At 41.0% G+C, this 21,568-nt stretch carries 24 protein-coding genes; 8 read left to right on the top strand and 16 right to left on the bottom strand.

From position 1 onward, the window contains the following. Positions 1 to 200: 200 nt before the first annotated feature. The 3 genes from H5125_RS17185 to punC form a co-directional block, all read right to left on the bottom strand. The gene (locus H5125_RS17185; protein WP_182744838.1) at positions 201 to 893 is read right to left on the bottom strand and encodes a hypothetical protein; all 693 of its coding nucleotides are present in this window, start codon (positions 891 to 893) and stop codon (positions 201 to 203) included. A 234-nt stretch (positions 894 to 1,127) separates the two neighbouring features. Beyond that, on the bottom strand, positions 1,128 to 1,910 hold the full coding sequence (locus H5125_RS17180; RefSeq protein WP_182744837.1) for an ABC transporter substrate-binding protein: 783 nt from the start codon (positions 1,908 to 1,910) through the stop codon (positions 1,128 to 1,130). Positions 1,911 to 2,100: 190 nt separating this feature from the next. Then, complete coding sequence (gene punC, locus H5125_RS17175) at positions 2,101 to 3,384, bottom strand: purine nucleoside transporter PunC (protein ID WP_101085825.1); 1,284 nt, start codon at positions 3,382 to 3,384, stop codon at positions 2,101 to 2,103. 203 nt (positions 3,385 to 3,587) lie between these two features. Between punC and punR the strand changes: the two genes are divergently transcribed. Further along, positions 3,588 to 4,490: a DNA-binding transcriptional activator PunR gene (gene punR, locus H5125_RS17170; protein WP_101085824.1), complete on the top strand. Its 903-nt coding sequence runs from the start codon at positions 3,588 to 3,590 to the stop codon at positions 4,488 to 4,490. Positions 4,491 to 4,600: 110 nt separating this feature from the next. Here punR and pepA read toward each other — a convergent pair whose 3' ends face one another. Continuing rightward, positions 4,601 to 6,109 carry a leucyl aminopeptidase gene (pepA, locus tag H5125_RS17165; RefSeq protein WP_101085823.1) on the bottom strand — a complete coding sequence of 503 codons (1,509 nt, stop codon included), beginning with the start codon at positions 6,107 to 6,109 and terminating at the stop codon, positions 4,601 to 4,603. 272 nt (positions 6,110 to 6,381) lie between these two features. Here pepA and lptF point away from each other — a divergent pair, with 272 nt between their 5' ends. Together lptF and lptG are read left to right on the top strand one after the other, a co-directional pair. Next, positions 6,382 to 7,494 carry an LPS export ABC transporter permease LptF gene (gene lptF, locus H5125_RS17160; protein WP_101085822.1) on the top strand — a complete coding sequence of 371 codons (1,113 nt, stop codon included), beginning with the start codon at positions 6,382 to 6,384 and terminating at the stop codon, positions 7,492 to 7,494. Beyond that, positions 7,491 to 8,549, top strand: a complete 1,059-nt coding sequence (lptG, locus tag H5125_RS17155; protein WP_101085821.1) for an LPS export ABC transporter permease LptG — start codon at positions 7,491 to 7,493, stop codon at positions 8,547 to 8,549. The genes lptF and lptG overlap by 4 nt, the downstream gene beginning before the upstream one ends. A 133-nt stretch (positions 8,550 to 8,682) precedes the next feature. On the opposite strand, the gene H5125_RS17150 is transcribed toward lptG, so the two are convergent. The 4 genes from H5125_RS17150 to H5125_RS17135 all read right to left on the bottom strand — a co-directional run bounded on the left by H5125_RS17150 (position 8,683) and on the right by H5125_RS17135 (position 10,709). Next, positions 8,683 to 9,192, bottom strand: coding sequence for an RDD family protein (locus tag H5125_RS17150; protein WP_101085820.1), 510 nt, complete (start codon positions 9,190 to 9,192; stop codon positions 8,683 to 8,685). A gap of 27 nt (positions 9,193 to 9,219) precedes the next feature. Continuing rightward, positions 9,220 to 9,474 (bottom strand): DUF2960 domain-containing protein, encoded by a 255-nt coding sequence (locus H5125_RS17145; RefSeq protein ID WP_011636402.1) that lies wholly within the window; start codon positions 9,472 to 9,474, stop codon positions 9,220 to 9,222. 72 nt (positions 9,475 to 9,546) lie between these two features. After that, entirely contained in the window at positions 9,547 to 9,822 is a 276-nt protein-coding gene (locus tag H5125_RS17140) for a DMT family protein (RefSeq protein ID WP_277949081.1), read from the bottom strand. A 392-nt stretch (positions 9,823 to 10,214) separates the two neighbouring features. Then, positions 10,215 to 10,709 carry a GNAT family N-acetyltransferase gene (locus tag H5125_RS17135; protein WP_101085818.1) on the bottom strand — a complete coding sequence of 165 codons (495 nt, stop codon included), beginning with the start codon at positions 10,707 to 10,709 and terminating at the stop codon, positions 10,215 to 10,217. Between the two features lie 115 nt (positions 10,710 to 10,824). Between H5125_RS17135 and H5125_RS17130 the strand changes: the two genes are divergently transcribed. Continuing rightward, positions 10,825 to 11,397, top strand: coding sequence for a DsrE family protein (locus H5125_RS17130; RefSeq protein ID WP_101085817.1), 573 nt, complete (start codon positions 10,825 to 10,827; stop codon positions 11,395 to 11,397). A gap of 18 nt (positions 11,398 to 11,415) precedes the next feature. Here H5125_RS17130 and H5125_RS17125 read toward each other — a convergent pair whose 3' ends face one another. The 3 genes from H5125_RS17125 to H5125_RS17115 form a co-directional block, all read right to left on the bottom strand. Continuing rightward, the gene (locus H5125_RS17125; RefSeq protein ID WP_101085816.1) at positions 11,416 to 12,159 is read right to left on the bottom strand and encodes an ABC transporter substrate-binding protein; all 744 of its coding nucleotides are present in this window, start codon (positions 12,157 to 12,159) and stop codon (positions 11,416 to 11,418) included. Between the two features lie 51 nt (positions 12,160 to 12,210). After that, positions 12,211 to 12,855, bottom strand: a complete 645-nt coding sequence (locus H5125_RS17120) for a DUF2913 family protein (RefSeq protein ID WP_101085815.1) — start codon at positions 12,853 to 12,855, stop codon at positions 12,211 to 12,213. Between the two features lie 157 nt (positions 12,856 to 13,012). After that, entirely contained in the window at positions 13,013 to 13,546 is a 534-nt protein-coding gene (locus H5125_RS17115) for a DUF4136 domain-containing protein (protein WP_182744841.1), read from the bottom strand. A 238-nt stretch (positions 13,547 to 13,784) separates the two neighbouring features. Between H5125_RS17115 and H5125_RS17110 the strand changes: the two genes are divergently transcribed. Next, positions 13,785 to 14,096: a DUF1289 domain-containing protein gene (locus tag H5125_RS17110; RefSeq protein ID WP_182744840.1), complete on the top strand. Its 312-nt coding sequence runs from the start codon at positions 13,785 to 13,787 to the stop codon at positions 14,094 to 14,096. A 9-nt stretch (positions 14,097 to 14,105) separates the two neighbouring features. On the opposite strand, the gene H5125_RS17105 is transcribed toward H5125_RS17110, so the two are convergent. Both H5125_RS17105 and H5125_RS17100 read right to left on the bottom strand, forming a co-directional pair. Next, positions 14,106 to 14,693: a TetR/AcrR family transcriptional regulator gene (locus tag H5125_RS17105; protein WP_162022504.1), complete on the bottom strand. Its 588-nt coding sequence runs from the start codon at positions 14,691 to 14,693 to the stop codon at positions 14,106 to 14,108. Positions 14,694 to 14,856: 163 nt separating this feature from the next. After that, positions 14,857 to 16,278, bottom strand: coding sequence for a coniferyl aldehyde dehydrogenase (locus tag H5125_RS17100; protein ID WP_182744836.1), 1,422 nt, complete (start codon positions 16,276 to 16,278; stop codon positions 14,857 to 14,859). Positions 16,279 to 16,535: 257 nt separating this feature from the next. Between H5125_RS17100 and H5125_RS17095 the strand changes: the two genes are divergently transcribed. Beyond that, a complete protein-coding gene (locus H5125_RS17095; RefSeq protein WP_101085810.1) occupies positions 16,536 to 16,967 on the top strand; it encodes a universal stress protein in 432 nt (143 codons plus the stop codon). 41 nt (positions 16,968 to 17,008) lie between these two features. Here H5125_RS17095 and H5125_RS17090 read toward each other — a convergent pair whose 3' ends face one another. Genes H5125_RS17090 through H5125_RS17080 form a run of 3 tightly spaced genes read right to left on the bottom strand, consistent with a single transcriptional unit; the run spans position 17,009 to position 19,980 of the window. Further along, positions 17,009 to 17,569 carry a DUF924 family protein gene (locus tag H5125_RS17090; protein WP_182744835.1) on the bottom strand — a complete coding sequence of 187 codons (561 nt, stop codon included), beginning with the start codon at positions 17,567 to 17,569 and terminating at the stop codon, positions 17,009 to 17,011. A gap of 4 nt (positions 17,570 to 17,573) precedes the next feature. Then, entirely contained in the window at positions 17,574 to 19,256 is a 1,683-nt protein-coding gene (locus H5125_RS17085; RefSeq protein WP_182744834.1) for a PH domain-containing protein, read from the bottom strand. Then, entirely contained in the window at positions 19,249 to 19,980 is a 732-nt protein-coding gene (locus tag H5125_RS17080) for a PH domain-containing protein (RefSeq protein ID WP_182744833.1), read from the bottom strand. Before H5125_RS17080 ends, H5125_RS17085 begins: the two co-directional genes overlap by 8 nt. 252 nt (positions 19,981 to 20,232) lie before the next feature. Between H5125_RS17080 and H5125_RS17075 the strand changes: the two genes are divergently transcribed. After that, a complete protein-coding gene (locus tag H5125_RS17075) occupies positions 20,233 to 20,559 on the top strand; it encodes a winged helix-turn-helix domain-containing protein (RefSeq protein WP_182744832.1) in 327 nt (108 codons plus the stop codon). Between the two features lie 40 nt (positions 20,560 to 20,599). Continuing rightward, complete coding sequence (locus H5125_RS17070; protein ID WP_162022509.1) at positions 20,600 to 21,568, top strand: magnesium transporter CorA family protein; 969 nt, start codon at positions 20,600 to 20,602, stop codon at positions 21,566 to 21,568.

Genomic DNA, 21,568 nt, shown 5'->3' with positions numbered 1-21,568 from the left:
ATGGTTAAGTTGTATGGCGTGTTGTTTATAAGGATTTGTTGCTTTCGCCATGGGCTTAACAGCAGTAGTCGACTATAAACCTGTTGCTGATTTATGGATAAGCTAAAACGGGTGGTGACACGATTGTAATAGACATCTATTTTCTGATTATCAATTAAATGTGTTTTGTGTTGTTTGGGTTCAAATCGCATTGGTTTGCCTTAACGGATTAACTCACATTTTACATGAGTAGGACGAGTCCCTTTGGTGCACTCTTTTAAAGCTCTGCGTTGTGCTTTTAACATTGAGTCATAACCATAACCGTATCCATATCTAACATTACCCATATCGTTAACCGATACAGCCAGTGCTTTATGGTTTTTAAAGCCTTCATACTTGATTAACACATCAATAAGTTTCTGATCATTTGTCACAAACTGACACGCTTTAGGTTGCGGCGTTTGTTCACAGGCTAATGGGTAATGGTCAAATACAGGGTAGGAAATATCGATACTGTCAAACCAAGAGGACCAAGTCGTTTCTTGAGTCTCAATTACGATATCAGCTGGAATATGAATTTGCAGTTGTTGGTCGTCAGAATCTTGTTGTCCTAACCAGACTAAGTTGAGTTTATTATCGTTAGGATGGTCATTGGCAACGAACACGTCGCCAGCACAATTGTCACACAGTTGCTCGTCAGCTTTTATGATTGATATTTGAGTTGAGTAGCCAGAAGCGCCACCGCAACTTCTTTCAAAGATAACAGCCTTGTACATTTTATCTAATGAAAGTGATTCGGTGTAAACGTTATTACCGCACATGGAACTGAGTAGCCAGCCCAATAAAATAGCCATTAACCCAAAAAGCGCCAACGCGCTGACTATTGAAATGAGTATGACTTTCATCGCCTTCATCTGAACATTCCTTTCAGTGAGTTTTATTTCATTAAATTATACATTTAAGCTATTTTGGGTTTTATATTAAATTTGTTACTTACATGTAACAAGTTAATCATTGTTTATTCTTAGTCAGTTTGGTTTAGAGAGGATCTTTTGGGGATATTGCATTAAGCATATTTAGCGGATAACGAAAATTCGATAGTAAAAATTATCTATTGCAGTTGTTATGTATTGGAAATTAATGATCCGTTATCGCTTAGCAATATCGGTATCAGTTGGAAAATAATCTTGATAAATGGTCTGGTACATACCTGATGATTTTAACTCATCAAATGCTTGCTGCCATAGTGCAATAACCTCATCAGAAGTGTCGTTTGAAAATGCGATATACAAGGTAGAGTCGTATAACTTAATCGGGGTACGTTCTATTGAGTTGATATCGATATCGGCTGCTTTTGCCAAAAATGGCATCACTAGTTCGCTCATTGGCGCAACATCAACTCGGCCATAACTGAGCATTTTGAGCGATTGTAATTGGGATTTATCAGTACTGAGGTTAGTGAATCCTTGGGAATCCAAATAGGTGTGATCAGCATTACCAAGTACTACACCAACATTTCGGACACGTTTTAAGTCTTCTAAATATGCTAATGAGAGTCCGGAATTACGTTTTTGGTAAAAATACACTCCGCTGCTAATAATGGGACCTACCCATTTCATGTTTACTTCTCTTTCTGGCCTTTTAGCAATGACAAACAACGCAGTGTTTGGTTGTGATTTCAATATCTGAAATGCTCTATTAAAGGGATACATTTCAATGTTGGCTGTGTGCTGGGTATGTTGCATCATCGCTTGAACAATATCGATAGAAAAACCGCTTAAAAGATCATTGTCAAGATAACTAAATGGGGGTAAAGGATGGGTGATAAATCGAACTTGCGGATGGTCTTTTGCAAATAGCTCGCCCGTTGGCGTGAGTGCAAAGCAAACGCTGAGGAAGATGATATAAAGCGTTAAAGGCAAGCGTTTCATTTATTGGTTTGCCAACGCTAATGACATTATCAAGCGGTTGTGTTGCGTCATTCAACCCATTCCTTGTGATTGTTAATTTGATGATTAATTAGAACATTAAATTGTTCAATAAATAACCTAGCATATGATGAAGTTATAGACAAATTTATAACCTCATCATATAAGGCGTTATTTTATCGCCAGACCACGGTTACTGGTCATTTTTAGTTGAGGCTTGAGATAATCTTGCTGGATCAGGAAAGGTAAAATTCTGATGTATTTGTGCCCAAGAATCATGGCTTTTAATTATGTGGCCAACGGCAACCAATACTGAACAGGCCAGAATTCCCCAACCAATAGCGTTATCACCCGCACTTGCCCAAATTGCCACCAGACTTGATGCCCCAAAAGAGATAGTAATCTGCAAAAAGTTTTGTAATCCTGCAGCTTTAGCCGCGTTATTGCTGAACTCTTGCAGAGCATTATTGACCACAATAGGATAAATAGCGCCATTGCTTCCTGCTAGCAAAGAGAATGCAATGAGCAGTGGCAATATTGTTTCTGTATCGAGGATCACACTGGAGGTGAAAATGGCCGCAACACACAAACCAAACAATATCAGTAAACAGTTTAGGCTGCCTTTGGTGCCAAATTTGCGGATCAGTAATTTACTTGAGTAGCCACCGACAATAAACATGATGGTTTGGGGAATAAAACTTAAGCCAATTTCTGTCGCGGCGTAACCATACTGCTCCATCACTGCAGGCCACAACGTTAAGTAAGCAAAAAAAGCCCCTGAACACGCACCAAAAATTACTACATTACCTAGATATTGGGTATTGGCCAGTAGTTGCTTATAGCGGATATGAGTTTTGCTTTTGTGTACGCTAGCTTTTTCTTTTGGCACAAAAAAATACGTCATGGCAATGAGTAATACTGCAATGATACATAAGCTAATAAACACCGCACGCCAACCAAAACTATTCAGTATCAGTGCGCCAGCAATGGGCGCTAATGCTGGAGACAATGCCACTAAAGGCATAATATTAGAGAAAATATTTTGAGCTTTATCGGCTGGGTATTGTTCTATCACAATCGCTTGCCAAATAACGGCTGCACTGCAAGCACCAATGGCTTGGAAGAAGCGGGCAATATTCATCATCAACATGCTGTCACTGAACGCAATGAGTGCACTTGCCAGCATAAACAGGCTTAGACCCGCAAACAGTGAATTCCGTTTACCTATTTTATGCACTAACGGCCCATACAATAACTGTCCGATAGCGAGGCCAGCCAAAAAGCTGGTTAACGAGATGGCCACTTCTGAGGTACTTGCATTAAAAGTCCCTTCAATAGATTTGAATGATGGCAGGTACATGTCGGTAGCGACAAAACCTAACATACTCAGTAAGGCTAAATAAAACAGAAACAAGTAGAATGTTATATTTGTTTGTTTTGTGTTGATTAATATATTGTTATTGTTCAAATTAGGCATATCTATTTTCGTCAGTTCAATAAAGGCCGCTAGCTTAATGGTTTACTAAATTAGCTGGAAACGTTTATTTTTGACAGCTGCTATCAAAAATATTGATACCATGATGTAATTACAGGCATGGAGGGTTTCAGTTCAATATTAAACCTCGAATGCGTTATTCATCTTGTGCTGTTACCGTACATTTTCTAGCGAGTTAAATTGATATGCTTTCACAGCAAGTTTTTGAGCTAATAGACGTTGTCGCCCAAACGGGCAGTTTTACCGCCGCTGCGAAAAAATTGCACAAGGTACCGTCAGCGATAAGTTATTCAGTCAAACAAATTGAAACTGAACTGGGAGTCGAGTTATTTATTCGCCATCATCGCAGTGTCAGCCTAACCCCAGCAGGAAGGCATTTCGCCGTAAAAGCGCGCCAGTTTCTTAACGATATGGAGTTGATGAAACGAGACACTCAACGAGTGGCTAATGGCTGGAAGCCTATGCTCTCTATTGCATTGGATAATATTGTGAGAACGGATAGCGTTCATGCGTTAATTGCAGATTTTTATAGACAGTTTCAAGATGTTGAGCTGATTATTCGGATTGAAGTATTTAATGGCGTATGGGAAGCACTTGCCGCAGGAAGAAGTGATATTGCCATTGGTGCGACAACCGCAAATCCAGTCGGTGGGGCGTTTAAATTCACTAATATGGGCAATATTGATTGGCTGTTTGTGGTCAGCCCTGATCATCCATTGGCAAATATTATGGGTCCACTTCATGATGATGAGTTGCGTGTTTTTCCGTCTATTTGTCTTGAAGATAGCTCTCGTGATATTCCTAAACGGATTACGTGGTTGTTAAACAGTCAACGACGCTTAGTGGTGCCCGACTGGCACAGTGCCATTAACTGTTTTGTCGAAGGTTTAGGGATAGGCTACATGCCGCAGCATTTGGCTGGACCGTTAATTGAGTCAGGTAAGTTAGTCTGTAAAACGCTCCATAGAGTTAAACAACCTAGCGCCTGCTGTTTGGCGTGGAATGATGAACAAATGTCACCCGCGCTGGCTTGGGTATTGGATTATTTAGGCGATGAAGAGCAGTTACATCGTCAATGGTTAGCCTAGTACAGATGGTTTTAAGGGTTTACTTTACAGGTTAATTTATTGGCGTCTTCCACAATAAAAAAAGGGTAAAGCCTTAAGCTTTACCCTTTAATATGCGTCAAAGTTAATACTTATTCGCTAATTTCAACACCAGCACGATTAATTAAGAACTGGCTTAAAATGGGTACCGGACGACCGGTAGAGCCTTTGTTTGCACCGCTGTTCCAAGCTGTACCTGCGACATCTAAATGTGCCCAGTTGTACTTTTTAGTAAAGCGAGACAAGAAACACGCTGCAGTAATCGAACCTGCCGGACGACCACCTAAGTTAGTCATGTCAGCAAATGGGCTGTCTAGCATGTCTTGGTATTCATCCCATAACGGCATGCGCCATGCGCGGTCACCACTTTGCTCACCAGCATTTAGCATTTCGTGTGCAAGCGGGTTATGCGAACTGAATAAACCAGAAGCGTGCTTACCTAATGCAATAACACAAGCACCGGTTAAGGTAGCGGTATCAATCACTAATTCAGGGTCAAAGCGTTCAACGTAAGTTAATACATCACACAACACTAAACGACCTTCGGCATCGGTATTAAGCACCTCAACCGTTTGGCCCGACATAGTGGTTAAAATGTCGCCTGGACGATATGCGTTACCAGCAGGCATGTTTTCACAACCCGCTAATACACCAATAACGTTGATAGGCAATTTCATTTCACACAATGCTTTCATGGTGCCAATAACACCAGCAGCGCCACCCATGTCATATTTCATTTCATCCATGGCTTCGCCAGGTTTTAATGAAATCCCGCCAGAGTCAAAGGTTAACCCTTTACCGACAAGGACAATTGGCTTTTCAGTACTGTCAACGGCGCCCTGATATTCCATCACAGTCATGATAGATTCATTGGCACTAGCACGACCCACAGCAAGGTAAGCGTTCATGCCCAACTTGGCCATTTGCTCTTCGCCTATCGTCGTGACTTTAAGGTTTTCATACACTTCAGCCATTTGACGCGCTTGAGATGCCAAATATGCAGGGTTACAAATGTTAGGCGGCATGTTGGCCACGTCACGACATAAATGCATACCAGCAGATACGGCTGTTCCGTGTTCAATTGCACGCTCACCAATGGTGAGTTCACGGCGTGTCGGCACGTTGAATACCATTTTTCGTAATGGACGACGAGTTTCGCCTTTACGGGTTTTTAATGCATCAAACGAATACAGACTATTTTGGGTGCTCTCAATGGCTTGGCGAACTTTCCAGTAGGTGTCGCGGCCTTTGACATGCAGTTCAGTTAAGAAGCACACAGCTTCCATTGAACCGGTTTCATTTAGGGTACTGATGGTTTTTGTGATAATTTGTTTGTATTGGCGCTCGTCTAACTCACGCTCTTTGCCACAACCAACCAGTAAAACACGTTCGCTTAGTACGTTTGGTACGTGATGCAATAGCAACATTTGCCCTGGTTTACCTTCAAGGTCACCCCGACGAAGTAGGTTACTAATGTAACCTTCACTGATTTTATCCAATTGCTCTGCGATACCAGACAGACGGCGAGGTTCGTACACGCCGACAACGATACAGGCTGAACGTTGTTTTTCTGGGCTGCCGCTCTTTACGCTAAACTCCATGAGCACTCCTAGATTCTTAAAGACAAATTTTTATATTTATTAGATAATGTTTGCATTAGGCCATCTGGCATATAATCAACGAAAAGGTGATAACTGTTTGGGATTATTAACGAAAAGAGGCGTAAATTGACAGCCAAAATAGATGTTAACCATGACCCCAAAGCACCTTCCGCGCTGGTCAGAAAACTAGCAAAACTGCTGAAAGTAGACAGTTTACATGAAAGTTGCTCTGATACCAGTAAAAAGATAAGTTTAGCCACCGGATCCTACTTGTGATTGTATTTAGATATCTTATTAGTGAAGTTTTAAAAGCACAATTTGCGGTACTTTTGGTGCTGTTAACTATTTTTATTAGTCAACAATTTGTGCGCGTGTTAGCCGATGCATCTGATGGTGAATTCCCCGCTTCGTTAGTGATGACATTATTAGGGCTAAATCTGCCTCAATTGACGGTGTTAGTGTTACCGCTGAGCTTCTTTTTAGCGATATTATTAGCTCATGGGCGAATGTATGCTGAAAATGAAATGGTGGTATTGCATGGCGTCGGCGTGAGTGAATGGTATGTCACTCGAGTAACCCTGTTGCTTGCTTTTGCCAATTTATTATTCACAGCTTATTTGTCGGTTTATGTCGGACCTTGGGCCGAAGAACGTCAGAATCAGGTATTAGAAAAAGCCCAATCTGAAGCTGGATTAGCAGCCTTAACACAAGGTCGTTTTCAAGCTAGTCCGAATGGTCGAGCCGTTTTGTTTGTTGAAAAAATAAATAAAGACAATAGCTTAGATAAAGTTTTTGTGGCGCAGCTTCCTGATCCTGAAGATGAAAATGGCCTGACAAATATTGTCGTCGCTAATAAAGGCCGTGTGATTGAAGATAATATTGGCAGCCAACAGTTACAACTTGAAAAAGGCTTTCGTTATCAGGGCAGTCCTAAATCACTCGAACTGCAAGTGATTGAGTTTGGTGGTTATAAAATGGAGATTAAAGAACAGGAAGTGGATGAGCGGCGACGTAAATTATCTGCAATGCCAGTTGATCAATTATTGGATACTCCAGGACCTGAAGCTGCAGCTGAATTTCAATGGCGCTTAGCTATCCCTATCGCGATCCCATTATTGACCTTGATTGCGGTGCCGTTAGCGCGGGTTAATGTTCGCCAGGGTAAGTTTGCTAAAATGGGTCCCGCTATTTTGCTGTATTTAGGTTACTTTGGATTAATGATTGCAGGCCGAAAAGCCCTGCAAGATGAGGTGGTGCCGCAGTATTTAGGCATGTGGTGGATCCATGGCTTTGCGCTGTTATTAGGATTGTTGTTACTTATTAAAGAACGCCCGACAGGGATGAAGTTCTTAGGCTTATTTAAACGTAAGCAGGTGACGGCATGAAAATATTAGACCTTTATATCGCACGTATGATCGTGAGTACATCAGGCTTGTGTTTACTTATTTTGACTGGGCTATCAGGCATCATTAAGTGGGTTGATCAATTACGTTTGGTCGGGCGCGGTGCTTATACCATGCTAGATGCCGGTATTTACGTGCTGTTTTTAGTGCCACGTGATATTGAAATGTTTTTCCCAATGGCGGTACTGCTTGGTGCGTTAATTGGTATGGGCATGCTGGCATCAAACTCTGAATTAGTGGTGATGCAAGTTTCTGGCATGTCACGTTTACAAATCACTCAATCTGCGATGAAAACGGCAATTCCGTTGATGATTATGGTCATGGCGCTGGGAGAGTGGGGCGCACCCATTGCGGAGAAAAGCGCAAAAGAGCTTCAAGCGACTAAAATATCCGGTGGCAGTTTGATTAAGTCTCATCGTGGTATTTGGGCAAAAGATGGTGATTTATTCGTTAATATTGGTGAGGTTCAAGACGTTAATACGCTCAGTAACATCAGTTTATATGAGTTTAACGATCAACAAGAATTAACCCGAGTGACCCATGCGAATACCGCGGTATTTATTGACGATGCTTGGCAGTTATCTGTGGTTGAAAATACTACGGTTAAAGATGATCGGGTTATTCGTGATCACCTTGATACCGATGTGTGGCAATCTTCGTTAACACCAGATAAGTTGAGTGTAGTGTCGGTTAAGCCAGAGGCATTATCCATTAGCGGCTTAATTGACTACCTCGATTATTTGAAGGTTAACCAACAAGATCCTAGTCGTTATGAACTGGCTTTATGGCGCAAGGTTATGCAGCCGGTAACGGTAGCTGTGATGATGCTGGTGGCATTATCGTTTGTGTTTGGACCGTTACGCACGGTGACCATGGGAGCTCGTGTACTACTGGGTGTTGTGGCAGGATTTAGCTTTTATATCAGTAATGAGATATTTGGCCCGATGAGCATAGTATATGAATTGCCAGCGGCGGTGGGTGCAATTGCGCCCAGCATGTTATTTACTGGCTTAGCTTTGTATTATATTCGTAAATAATCACTTGGTTGTTTAGTCTATATTGAAAGTGAAAGTGTATATAAAAATGGCAACCCAAGGGTTGCCATTTTTATTACTTGTTTGATGCGTGTTTATTCGTTTTGCAGGTAAGTTAGTTTGGTATGTGGCTTATTTATGCACCACGCCAGTTACGCATTTGATTGGCTTCTACTGATAACACGACAACCTCAGAACGAGTCATCATGTCTTGTAGTGCTAACTTATCAGCATTGATGATAATCCACAGATTACCAACACCTAATAAAGACCAAATGACGCGAGCACAGGCCGTAATAAAACTTAAGTTCTGACCATTAGGGTGCTGAACCTTAAGTCGCCAAGCTCGCATACCTAAAGTTTGTCCACCTCTGCTCCAAAACATGGCGTAAAACCCACCAACACAAATGGCTATCCAGAATTGATAAATACCATGGTAAAGCGGGGTGTTGTTGAGCAAGTCTGACACATGCTCGTACTCACCCATCGCGATAAGTCCGGTGCTCTGCAGACCAAAGAAAAACCCAAAACCTAACGCACCAGCAAACATATAAACGGCAATAGCAAGCATTGAGTCATACGCCATTGCACCTAAACGTCGAACAAAACTCGCTCGTGGGAAATTAGCATGATCTGAATTCAACATAGTTAGCCCTTACGTAAACCAAAATGATTAAATCTCATCATCTTCACGAACAAATTTGATACTCGTAAAACCAAAACGTGCAAACTCGGTTTTACGAAATTCTTTCTCTGCTTTAGCGCCTTTTTTGGACGTTAACGCAATTTGCTTTTCCAAGATTAGAAACTTTTTTAAATCAATCCCTTCAGCTTCAGCTGCTGCTTCATAAAGATCATGATGTACGTCATAGCTAAAGGCGATAGTTTTGGTTTGGCCTTTAAAGGTATAGATCACTTGGCGCGCCATGGAGAACTCCTGAAATTAATGTAATTCACTTTTAAATATAAATAATACGGCACCTAAAAGGCATAACCCAGCCTATAAACAGTTAAGCTTTAAGGGGTGTTTGAGATACCTAACGGCAAAAGGGATAAATACACATAAGGTGATGACCTCTTGCACAATCTTTAATTGTCCCACGTTAATCACGGTATAACCAAGACGATTCGCAGGAACTTGCAATAAATATTCGAATAAGACGATACCTCTGCTCACTAAAGCCGCGATAATCCAGAGTTTGCTATTTAAGGTTTTTAAATGACCATACCAAGCAAAAGTCATGAAGATATAACTAATACCAATCTCATTAAATATCTGCTCAGTTCAGAGTCTCTCAGGTTTTTCAATTCAAGGCGCATTGATGTAGAAATGGTTGTTCCCTTTTAAATCGATGCAACACAGAAGTGGAATACCTGAGAGACTCCATTCTGGCGGGTTTCAAAGTACTTTATGCTGCGTTAGATGTTTTCAAAATACGACGGCATGGTCTATTTTTTTCCATAAAAAATAAGACATTCCCACCATCCATGGCGGTCAGATGCTGGAGGTAGAGTAACGCAGGAGCTTGTTACCGAGAATCACTATTCGCTTCAATCATCTGCCTTGCCTACAGCACTTTGAACTCCCGCTGAAAGAGCACATATTTAATAGGATTGGTATAACACAATAAACCGATGGTGATGACAGATGGGTGCATGAGATAGACCTTATGATAAGGATAAATACAGGTAACATGCACCAGCAGGATAACTGTCGAGTGACTTTGTCAGTTTTGCTGAGGTGGTGCTTGGTGTAAACCCTTGTTGCTGCCAATAAGTTTGTGCACCTTGCACAGCCACTAGCCCAATGCCATTAACCGCCGCTGATTTAGCCTGATTGACTATATGATTAAACAGCTTTTTACCTATGCCTAAACCTTGAGCGTTGGGTGAGATGGCCATGTCATGTAAATACCAGCTATCGGCATTAATCTGGCCACTTATCTCGGTATCCAGCGATGGGGCATCGCCTTGCAACCAAGGATGAACAAGCGCGTAGGCTAGCATGTTACCTTGTTGTTCAAACACCACACAGCTAGCGGGCGAAGATCGCCATTTACTCTGCATGACAGATAGTGATTCTGGCGTGAGTTCGACATAGCATTGTGCTTGTATCGCCATAATAGCGGGCCAGTCTGTAGCGGTAATTGGGCGGATTGACATATCACTCAGTGTTCATATTATTTAAGTGACAATTATACTCAGAAACAGCCTAAAACCTAAGCGTTAATCTGTGCTAGAGTAAGTATAAAAAATAGATATAAGGAATATCAACATAATGAAACTCGGTTTACGTTCAATGAGTAAAAACCTGTTTACATCGACAATAGTGACGTTAATTGCATGTTCATCATTTACGGCAACAGCGGGTATTGATGCATTTAAATCGGGTTCTGTGATTAAAGACTATGGCAAAGTGGCTGAAGTAAATAGCGGCTTAGTCATACCAGCCGGTATGAAGTTTAAAGTCGCTTTTGATTTAAGTAGTGCATCTAAACCAGCAGAATTAAATCGTAGTATCGATACCCTGGCGCGCTTTATTAATATGCACGTCGCTGCTGGAGTTAAGCTTGAGGACATTTCTGTTGCGATGGTGGTGCATGGTAAAGCGGCTAATGATATGACTAAGGACAGTTTTTATCAGCAACTTAATGCAGGGCAAAAGAATGCTAATAAAGATTTAATTGCGCAGCTGATTAATAATCAAGTTAGGTTTTATGTGTGTGGTCAAACAGCTGCATATTACGGCATTACACCACAAGACTTATTACCAGGCGTTACCATGGCATTATCCGCGTTAACTGCACATGCAGTATTAGCCCACGAAGGCTACAGCGTAAACCCGTTTTAGCGTAATTGTCTTATTGAATTATCGATTAAATACATCTTGCTTGGTGTATTTGTCGATAATGCTTTGAGTTGTACCATTTAGTTCAAGTTCTGCTATAGCGGCATTAATTTGTGGCAGTAAGGCCGCATGCTCTTTACGAAGGCGCATAACTAAGTGGCCTTTTGAATGAATAGCAGCGAGGGTAATTGGGTTGTTGAGTTTTTTGGCCCAATACAACGCTGGTAAATCACCAGATATAGCAGCACCAACGCGATTTTTATAAAGTGCTCTTATGAGGTCGCGTTCAGAAGTAAAATCGACTCGAATAAATTCAGCATCATCATGGTACAAATAACCACGTACTGTGCCTATTTCTTTACCTTTAATGTTATCAATACTTTGCCAATCGTTGGCTTTTTCTTCTAAGGTAATAATGTTTTCTTGGATAGCGATAATGGGGTTTGACTGGACAAAAAGTGTGCCTAATTCTTGATTAGGAAACCAACCAGGGCTCACAAAGTCAAAGTCTAATAAGCCATTATCGAGTGCATAGTTTGTTCTTTTCGGCGGAAAATTGTGTTTTTCAATTTCAATATTAGCTTTGGCAAGCAATAACGGAACCAACTCCCCTAATATTCCAGGCTCTTTTGGCGATTCTGTAATGTAGTAGGGCACCCAACTGCTTGAAGCGTTGACGTTGTACTTCAGCGCTGTGTTCGCTTGAACGGTGGGACCACAAAAAAACATCACAAGGCAGGTGAGTGCAATAAAGCATTTTTTCATGGTGTTTCCTTATTCTTACCGTTGTATTAATACGACACCAACTTTTAATACTTAATATAGATCAAGACACAGTAAGCATAAACTCTGGTGTAAATTGCTTGGCATTAATACGTAAGTTTTATGGTGTTTGATTAATGAGGTTTTTTTATTGCCTGGACTGAGTAATATACCTTGCTCTAGCGCTAAACGAGCCACCAGCTTTTCATCTCCCCGAATGTACATTGAGATGGGTTTTACTATTTTGTCATCTACAATGTGTTGATTAAAATCTTTTGCTGAGATAATTAAACTGGATTTACCATCACTGTCGAGTTTCAGTTTTGCATCAATATCGGTATCGGTGATCACTACCCATTCTTGTGCTGTGAGCCCCGCTAACATGTTCTTAAGACCAACACCTGTAGCGATGTCACTGTTGTTAGCCTGTTGGTATTGATCGGCAATACAGATTAATAATCGTTTTAGTTGAGCCCCAGCTCCTTGACTACGCGCTTGACGGATCCAGGCCGTTAAGTCGTCGGCCATTAGTTTTGAAAAACGTTTTGTTTTTAACGACTCAACCATCCAGTTACATAAAAAATGGCTTTCTTGTGCTGGCGTTCTGACCGCTTTGTGCTGTGACGCGGAGGTGTTTATGGCTTCTATTCCAGCTAGCGCAAGTGTTAATAAAGCTTGGTTATATGTTTCTGTCGTCATTTCAACTGGGTCAATAAAGTAGTGTGATGGCTAGTTTACCGTGTAGTGGCAAATTGCTAAATAGATATTTGTGTTTAGTCGCTTAGTTGAGCGGTAGTCTCTATTTGAATAAGCCGCAATTCACTTATGAGTAAGTTGCGGCTAAATCGATGGTAGATTATTTTTTGGGTGGAAATTGCGCCAAAATAGCAGCAACCGTTTGATTAATACCTTTGGCTTTATCTTCACCGCCCTCGTCAAAGTGGTACTGACCATTACCACGCCAAATGAGGCGTTTATCTGTGGGATCGATAATATCAATTTGAATGGTTTGAGTTTTAGCGGTGTCACTGCCTAGCGGGATACCAATACTGGTGCCAAGACTAATACCGCCACCAGACCCCCAAGTACCCGAACCTAAGCCAATAGATAATCCTGAATCTTTTTCTTTGTTTTCAGTCACAAAAGCATAGTTCACTACAAAGTCGGCATTATCGGCTTTAAATACATAACCTTGGCTAAGTAATGATTGTTTAATATCATCATTAATGCGATCTGCAGTTAACGGATCATCTGTTTGCTTTACAGTGAGTTGGTTGAATGTTTTGAGTGTTGAAAAATCATAATTAACATCATAATCTTGCTTTGGTTTTGTTGCACAAGATGCAAGTAGTACTAAGCCACTTAACAGTAAAATAGTGTTAATCCACATTGGTTTACGTGTTGAATCTTGCCCTGAACGTCTTAAATTTATCATGAGACCCTCCTTATTAACTTGCAATAATGTACAAAATTAGCTCAATTAGTATAACCTTAATATAACAATGTTTAATGCTGGCTTTGGTTGATATGGCAAGCAATTGCTTTCTATCTCAGTTACAAATGGCTATATCGTGTATTTAAATGTTAAGTTCCAAATTCAATATTAGCTGAGGTTAAGTATTCTAATGATGGAACAGTTAAGTTTTTTTGCGGTGCCCAGTCCATGTATCGGCGTTTGTCAGTCAGACAGTCGTGGGTATTGTATGGGCTGTCTTCGAAGCCGTGATGAACGTTTTAACTGGATGAGTTACAGCGAATTGCAAAAACAAGATGTGATCCGTTTGTGCACACAGCGCAAACGTCGCCGTCAATATGCCTTACATAAAGCTAAGCAGCTGGAGTTACAAACCCAGCAAACGTCACACACTCCACAATTAGATTTTGATAGTGCGTCAACACCTGCTGATGATGTTGATTTAACCAACTTTAGTTTAGATTAATACTTTCTATCACGCTTTCATTGCCTGCCAAAATAGTCTGAAACTGGCGTGTCTGTATATTTCGTCATCACCTAAATGCGGGTTGTCAGTAAAAAAGCGGATGGCAGCTAGGTATTGACCATGGCAATTTTCGAGCAATAAGGCGTTGGGAATGTCAGCGATAATTTGCTGTTGTTTACCTTGAGTAATCAATTCGACGACAAATCCAAGAATGCTGTTCATTGCTTGCTTTCTGACCTCAGCATCAATGTCTGCTGACATCGAGTATTGTAGAAAAAAAAGTTGCTTTAAGGGTTGTGCAATGGCCCAGTCGATGGCTTTTTGCCATAACGTATTGGCATCTTGTTCGATATCGCCACTAAAATCGGTACTGCTCACCATGTTGGTAGCAAACTCTTGTTTAATCGATAAAAAAAGCTGATTCATGATGTCTTTTTTTGTCGGGAAATGATGAAATAACGTGCCTGTTGCCACGCCAGCTGCTTTTGCTATGGATGCCGTCGATGTCGCATTGAAGCCTTTGTTAACAAACAGCTGTAAAGCCGCGTTTAAAATGGCTTGTTTTTTATCGGTGTTCACAATCGATTTACTGCTCATGGAGTCAACATACCTACTTTATCTATGGAGCTATTAATCTTTGGTCTATTTATCTATGGATTTATTAGGCTATGGATAATTTATCTAGTCATATTTTATGACAAACTTTGCTCAGCAAGTATCGCTAACAACAGCAATACTTGCAGTCGCGACTATGAGAGAGTTAACGTAAGAAAAACTTCATCAATAATTTTTGAATCACGCCGCCATAAGGAGGGTGAACAAAAATGCCAGTATTGATTTTGCCACTGTTCAATATGGTCTTAGCATGACTAAAGGTTAAGAAACCTTCCTTGCCATGATAGTGCCCCATGCCAGACGGACCAATACCGCCAAAGGGCGCGTCATCCGCGGCCACATGGAATACTGTGTCATTAATACAAACGCCACCAGAATGAGTTTGCTGCAATACTTGTTGCTGCGTTTGTTGTTCAAAACTCATGAGATACAAGGCTAATGGTCGGTCATTTCGGTTGATATAACCTATTGCTTCATCTATCGACTGATAGCTAATAATGGGTAATAAAGGGCCAAAAATTTCATCCTGCATAATGAGCATATCGTCTGTGGTATGTGTGACTAGTTGAGTGGCTATTTTTCGCTGAGTTGTCGATATTGGACCATCAATTGCGGAGGTGACTGTTGCACCTTTGGCTTTGGCATCTTCTAGCACCGCTAGCAGACGCTGGTATTGGCGATCATTAATGATATTGCCGTAATCTTGGTTGGTGTCGAATTTAGGGTACATTTTATTAAAGCGACGTTGATAAGCAGCAATAAACGCGTCAACTTTTTCCGCAGGGCACAACACATAGTCAGGCGCGACACAAATTTGGCCAGCATTTAAACATTTACCAAAAATAAGTCGTTCTACAGCGGTATCGATTGGCATGTCGGGAGCGATGATGGCTGGAGATTTACCACCTAATTCTAATGTTACAGGTGTCAGGTTATCAGCTGCTGCACGCATAACATGGCGGCCAACAACGGTTGAGCCGGTAAACAGAATATGGTCAAACGGTAATGCTGAAAATGCAGCGGCTACATCAGCTTCACCTTCCACTAGCTCAACTTCAGTAGGGGCAAAAATAGTTGCTAACATTTTGCGTAATACGGTGTTGGTCGCCGGCGTAAATTCTGACATTTTCAACATTGCCCCGTTACCAGCAGCAATGGCGGTGGTTAACGGACCCATAGATAACATTACCGGGAAGTTCCACGGCACAATAATACCGATTACGCCCAGGGGCTGATATTGCACCGACACTTTGGCAGGGGAGAGTAATAAACCGGCATGACGACGACTGGGTTTCATCCATGTTTTAAGATGCTTGATAGTGTAATTGATGTTATTTACACAAGGCATAATATCCGAAATGATGGTGTCGTTTGGCGATCTGTGACCGTAATCACTAATTAATGCATCGATGATGGGTTGTTGGTAATCAAGTAAAGCTTGTTTTAGCTTGGTTAATTTATCTACCCGTGATTGGTAATCAGGTGCCGGATTGGACTGAAAACGTGCTCGTTGATCAGTCAGTAACTGTCGTAATTGAGTTTGATTATTATCAACGGCCATATTCATATTAAAGCTCCAGCAAAAATAACGATGTTGATTTGATAAACCCTACATGAATCGAGCTAACAAACCGACTGATTAGTCGGTCTGATATTATGCTTGTTTATGATCCAAAGCAAGTTTTCGCATTTGATTTGATTTTGATCACTAAGTAAGTTTTTAATACTGACTATACTTAATTTGTTGAGATGGATCCGAGTGTGTTCTAGTAAAGGGTGTCATGTCGTTGCAAAAGCACACTTTGCATTGCGGAGGAGAATAATATGCGAACACGTAATATTTTATGGCCTACAGATTTTTCTGATACAGCGGCACATGCTTTACGATATGCCATTGAAATGGCAAATTTATATCAAGTGGGCATTCGTATTTTACACGTAGTAGATCAACCTTTCGGTGATGAGAATTATATGATTCTTGCGATAACGCCCGAAGAGTTGGCTAAAAGTATGGAAGATGCAGCGGCGAGTAAAATGCACGAGTTATTAGGTCAGTTGAATACTAATTTAAAGATTGAAACGGTTATTCGACGTGGTGATGCCATTGATGAAATTTTGGCCGAGGCCAACAGCGGTGACATTGGTATGGTGGTTATTGCCAGCCATGGTCGAAGCGGACTGTCTCATTTTTTGCATGATAATGTGGCTGAAGCGATTGCCAATAAAGCTGATTGCCCGGTGTTAGTGGTTAAATAAAATCGACATTTATCGTTTATGTCGTGGTGATTTTCGTCTGCTTAAAAGCGAGAACCGGGTTGAGTTAAAAATGTGAGTTCGGCAGCCGTAGACTCGCGGCCTAATAAGACATTGCGGTGTGGATAGCGATTAAATTGAGCAATAATCGCTTGGTGTTGTCGCTGGCTGCGTAAATTGTCGGGTGCATATTGTTCAAATAAAGGCAAAGCTTGCTGGTGGATAACTATTGATTCGCTATGCATGTAGGGCATGATTAAAAATGCAGCCTGTTGAATGGGTAACTCTGCTAAACAACCTAGTGCAACGGCTTGTTGCGCAAGCTCTAACGCGATATTGTCAGCGGCAAACGCGGTTGGAGTATCGCGATAAATGTTTCGCGAAAATTGGTCTAATACGATTATTTCGGCCAATCGACCTTGGGCATCTTTACGCCAATGTTGTAACTCACCCTTGATGGCCGCCTGTAACGTGGCGCCATATGTGTTTTTTATGTGCAAATCTAACTCGATATCTTTTACCCACCATTGTTTAGGGGATATTTGAACAAACCAAAACTCGATAACATCGTCGACGCTGACATTTGTTGTGTGTATTTCATTCATTATATTAAATCCAATTGTGATTATTATGGACCGTGGCATTGAGCGACTGGGCCACTATTTGTTGTGCAACCGATATGGGAATATACGGGAATATCACACTGCCACTGGCTAATCCGATTTCAACATAGGCTAGCTGAGCATGTTTTTGGCCTTTAGTTTGGGTAATTTTAACATGTTGAACTTTGTCAAATGCGACCCGTTTCCATTGTTGACCGAAAAAGCCGCTATGCTGCCAAATAACCTTATCTGCTAATACATATCCCCATTGTTTATAACGAATATAAACCGCTAACATCATCATTGTTGTAGCAAACCAAGTAAACTCAAAAAACTCATGGCTATGATGACCACTGTAACCCACAATGGTAAGTACGATGGCTACAAACAGCGGTAAAACGATTCGCTTTGTGAGCCAATTAATATGGATAGGCTTATAACTACTGGGTAATGCACTTGCACCGCCACTAATATTTGGAATGCTAGCCAAGAGTGATGCTATTTCAGCTGACTTTACACTAGGAACTAGCATGTGCTGCTTGGTTTTTTGTTCAACCTCATGGCCTTTGACTTGTTTAAAGTATAAGGTCCAGCGGTTAAATAAACGTGCAATAGCAGGTTGTTGAACCTGGATTAGTTGAATGCGTTTTATGGCCAACGCATCTTGTTGATGCGAAATGACACCGCCACTTCGCTGTAGGGTTTCATCATGTTTGTCGAGCTGATATGGATGATATTTTAAAATGGCTGCCACAATTGAAATTAACGAAAACAAGCTGTAAATCGCAAATAACCCCACGATGACCATGATGGTTTGCAAACCAATGTTTTGATGGGTTTGCTGCTGGACCCATAACCAAAACTGCTGCGCGAGCGGTGAGTCGAATATGTTATCCCAATCTATTTGGCCTGCAATGGGACCAGCGATAACCGCAAACCAAATAAAATTGTTTTGATAAAAACCAAATAAGACTAAATCAGCTAAACTTTTACGCACAATGGGTTGGGTGTTATCAACGTTTTGTTGACTGTTTACGTTTGGAAGCTCATCTGTCGAGGTTGCTTTTGTATGGCTTAAATTTAATAGTAAACGTTTTAACGTTTGTGCCTGTAATGTATCTAAGGCTGCTAAATGAGCTTCGTCTTTTTTAGAACCAGCGGTTTCAATCACCAGAGTGCCGAGTGACAGCGGCTTAAAGTAAAACGGCTGTTCATAACGAATATTTTGTATTCGGCTTAGCGGTATTTCATCCTTTTTGATAAATATTAAACCACGTTTAACTTCAAGCTGATGGTTATGAAGACGAAAACGAAATTTACGCCATTCTATTATCGCGAAAATTGTCACCAGTAATAATAAAACACTCGACGCCAATATGCCCCACTGCATATCAAAACCTTGCTGCCATCCGGTATAGGCAATTGGCACGATAGCGAAACCATTACTAAGAATGTTTTTCAAGGTACTGAAAATATTGCTGACAATAGACCAAGCCGACAGTGCTTGCCATTGTTGTAAATCACTTATTGAATTGCTGTTCTGCTCCCTTGTATCGGCGCTATTGTTTTCTATTGTCGTATCAAGGGTATTGGCCACCTCAGCAATATTGGCATCGGATGAACTATTCGTTGCGATGCCATTGGTATCAACAGGCTGGGCATCATCTGATGATGTTGATGACTTATCCATTGTGATTATCCTGTTGAGGAGGTTGAATGGATAACGGATCCGTTTCAGCGTCAGATGGCGTTGGATCAACAATTTCTGTTTCGGTGCTGAGTAATTGATGACTTGCTGCTGCTTGGCTCAATAAATGTTGACGTAAATGTTCAGCTAAATCGGCATTAAGACCTGGCAGATCTATCTCAGCTAATCCGCTGCCGGCACTGAAGCATTTTAAGGTGACTAAGTTGTATTTTCGCTCGAGCGGCCCTTGAGACAAATTAACATGTTGCAGCCGAGTGTAAGGTAGTGCCGTTGTTGATACCCAAAATAAACCCTCACGAAACACCATTTCATGTTTAAACAATCCGTAAGCAATTTTATGTGCTTTAAGGTGGATAAGTTTAATCATCACAACGGCCAATAACATGGCTGAAACCAAACCAACTGAAGCTATCATCAATGGCAGCGGTTTAGTGATTAATAGAAATGCGCTTAAAACAGTTATGATTATCACCGCCACGACACTGCTAATGATCAATAATAGTTTAGGGTAATTAGGATCAGTATTGCTCAGTGGTAACTCGGTAAGTTGAATATACTCATCTTGGGATAAACGTGGCCCATGGTCATAAACGTGCGCTAATGTGTCTCCTGCAGAGGACGTAGCTGAGTTTGTATCACTTACCGCTGACGGATCAGTTGATTGCGGTTGTGCTATTGGGCTCTTTGACTGCGGCGGGGTATCCATGTCTATTGGTTTTCCATCTTTGATGCTATCGATTGTTAAAAACTATAACCAGATTGTCTCTACTTAGGTAGCGTTAATCATAATGGGTTATTGATAAATCAATCAATTATCCTTTGATCCATGATTAATTCAGTCGCAATGCTGCGATTAATTCAGTCACAATCGACTGACACTGGCAATAGTGCTTGCGTGATTGGCTACAGATGCAGTAATTTCTATTAAGTGATGAAGAGGTAATAGGGCGTGTGAAGGATGTTTTCGAATAATTACGTGATCAATAAATCGCAAAAAGCATTTTTACGAAAATTGTATTTAGCGCACCTGCTGGATGAAGAACAACACAACTTATTAAGCTTACATAAACTGACTTTTATGCCAAGAAGGACATTGCAAGATGCGATAGCTGCATTTGCTGATATTGGTATTGAAGTGGATTTTGTGCAGCAAGGTCAGCGTCATAATGAAGGTTATTATCGCATTTCAACTTGGGGCCCAATCAGTAGTGCTTGGGTCAATAGTCATTTTGAGCAGATTAAACAACACATTGAAACGGCTGGCGAGTCAGAGATGATCAGTTAGGCCATATATAGAGTAATAATGGGTTGTTGAAAGGGTTTTCATGGCGATACAAATACTATTATTTAATGGGCAAGGTCAGTTGATATCACAAGGTGATGAGACTCTCATGAGCCAGTATGACCCGCAACAGCAGCTAATATGGGTCGATATTTCAGGCCAGCACAGCCAAGCGTTTTTCAAGCAATATCCTTTGTTTGGGATTGACCACCTCGATTTTGAAGAAGCACAACGGGAGCGTCATCCCCCTCAGTTTGAAGAATATGATTCACATTCATATTTGTTAACCCACGAGCTTATGGCTAGAGATGAGTATCTTCTGCTCGAGCGCAGCCAGTTGTTATTGCATGTAAATGACCGTTTTTTAGTCACTCAGCACCTGAAACCTTCTATCAGTGTGAACAAAGTTATCCAACGCATTAGTGCACAAGGTAGCCTCGAAAGTTCAGAGATGAGCCGAGTCAGTTTTGAATTGATGCGCCAAATTGTGATTGATTATCTGGCGGTGATGTTGGCATTAGAAGAGCGTTTAGGGGAAATAGAAGATGAAATTTTTGATGTGTCTACAGATGATTTATTAGCAGAGCTAATCGCTTATAGCAGTAAGCTACAAAAAGCCAAACGTTCGTTTAGTTACCACGAAGAAATCTTGCAACAATTATTAGGCGATGACACCCATCTGCATATTAAGATGGACTATGAACAGTTGAGCTATTTATATAATCAGTTTGAACGCCTATCGAGTCGCGCCAGCCTTTACCAAGGTTTAGTGGACAGTTTAATCAATGGTTATATTTCGGTGAGTGCCCATAAAACTAACCGCGTGATGATGACATTAACAATGGTCACCGCGATTTTTTTACCATTAACATTAGTCGCCGGCATTTACGGAATGAACTTTGACAATATGCCTGAGTTAAAATGGCATTTTGGCTATTTTTCGGTATTAATCTTAATGGCAGTCATTGTGGTTTCAGGTTTATGGATTGCGAGAATCAAACGTTGGTATTAA

The sequence above is a fragment of the Shewanella sp. SR44-4 genome (assembly GCF_014163715.1).
Lineage (GTDB): Bacteria > Pseudomonadota > Gammaproteobacteria > Enterobacterales > Shewanellaceae > Shewanella.
This window is presented reverse-complemented; position numbering and strand designations above follow the sequence as displayed.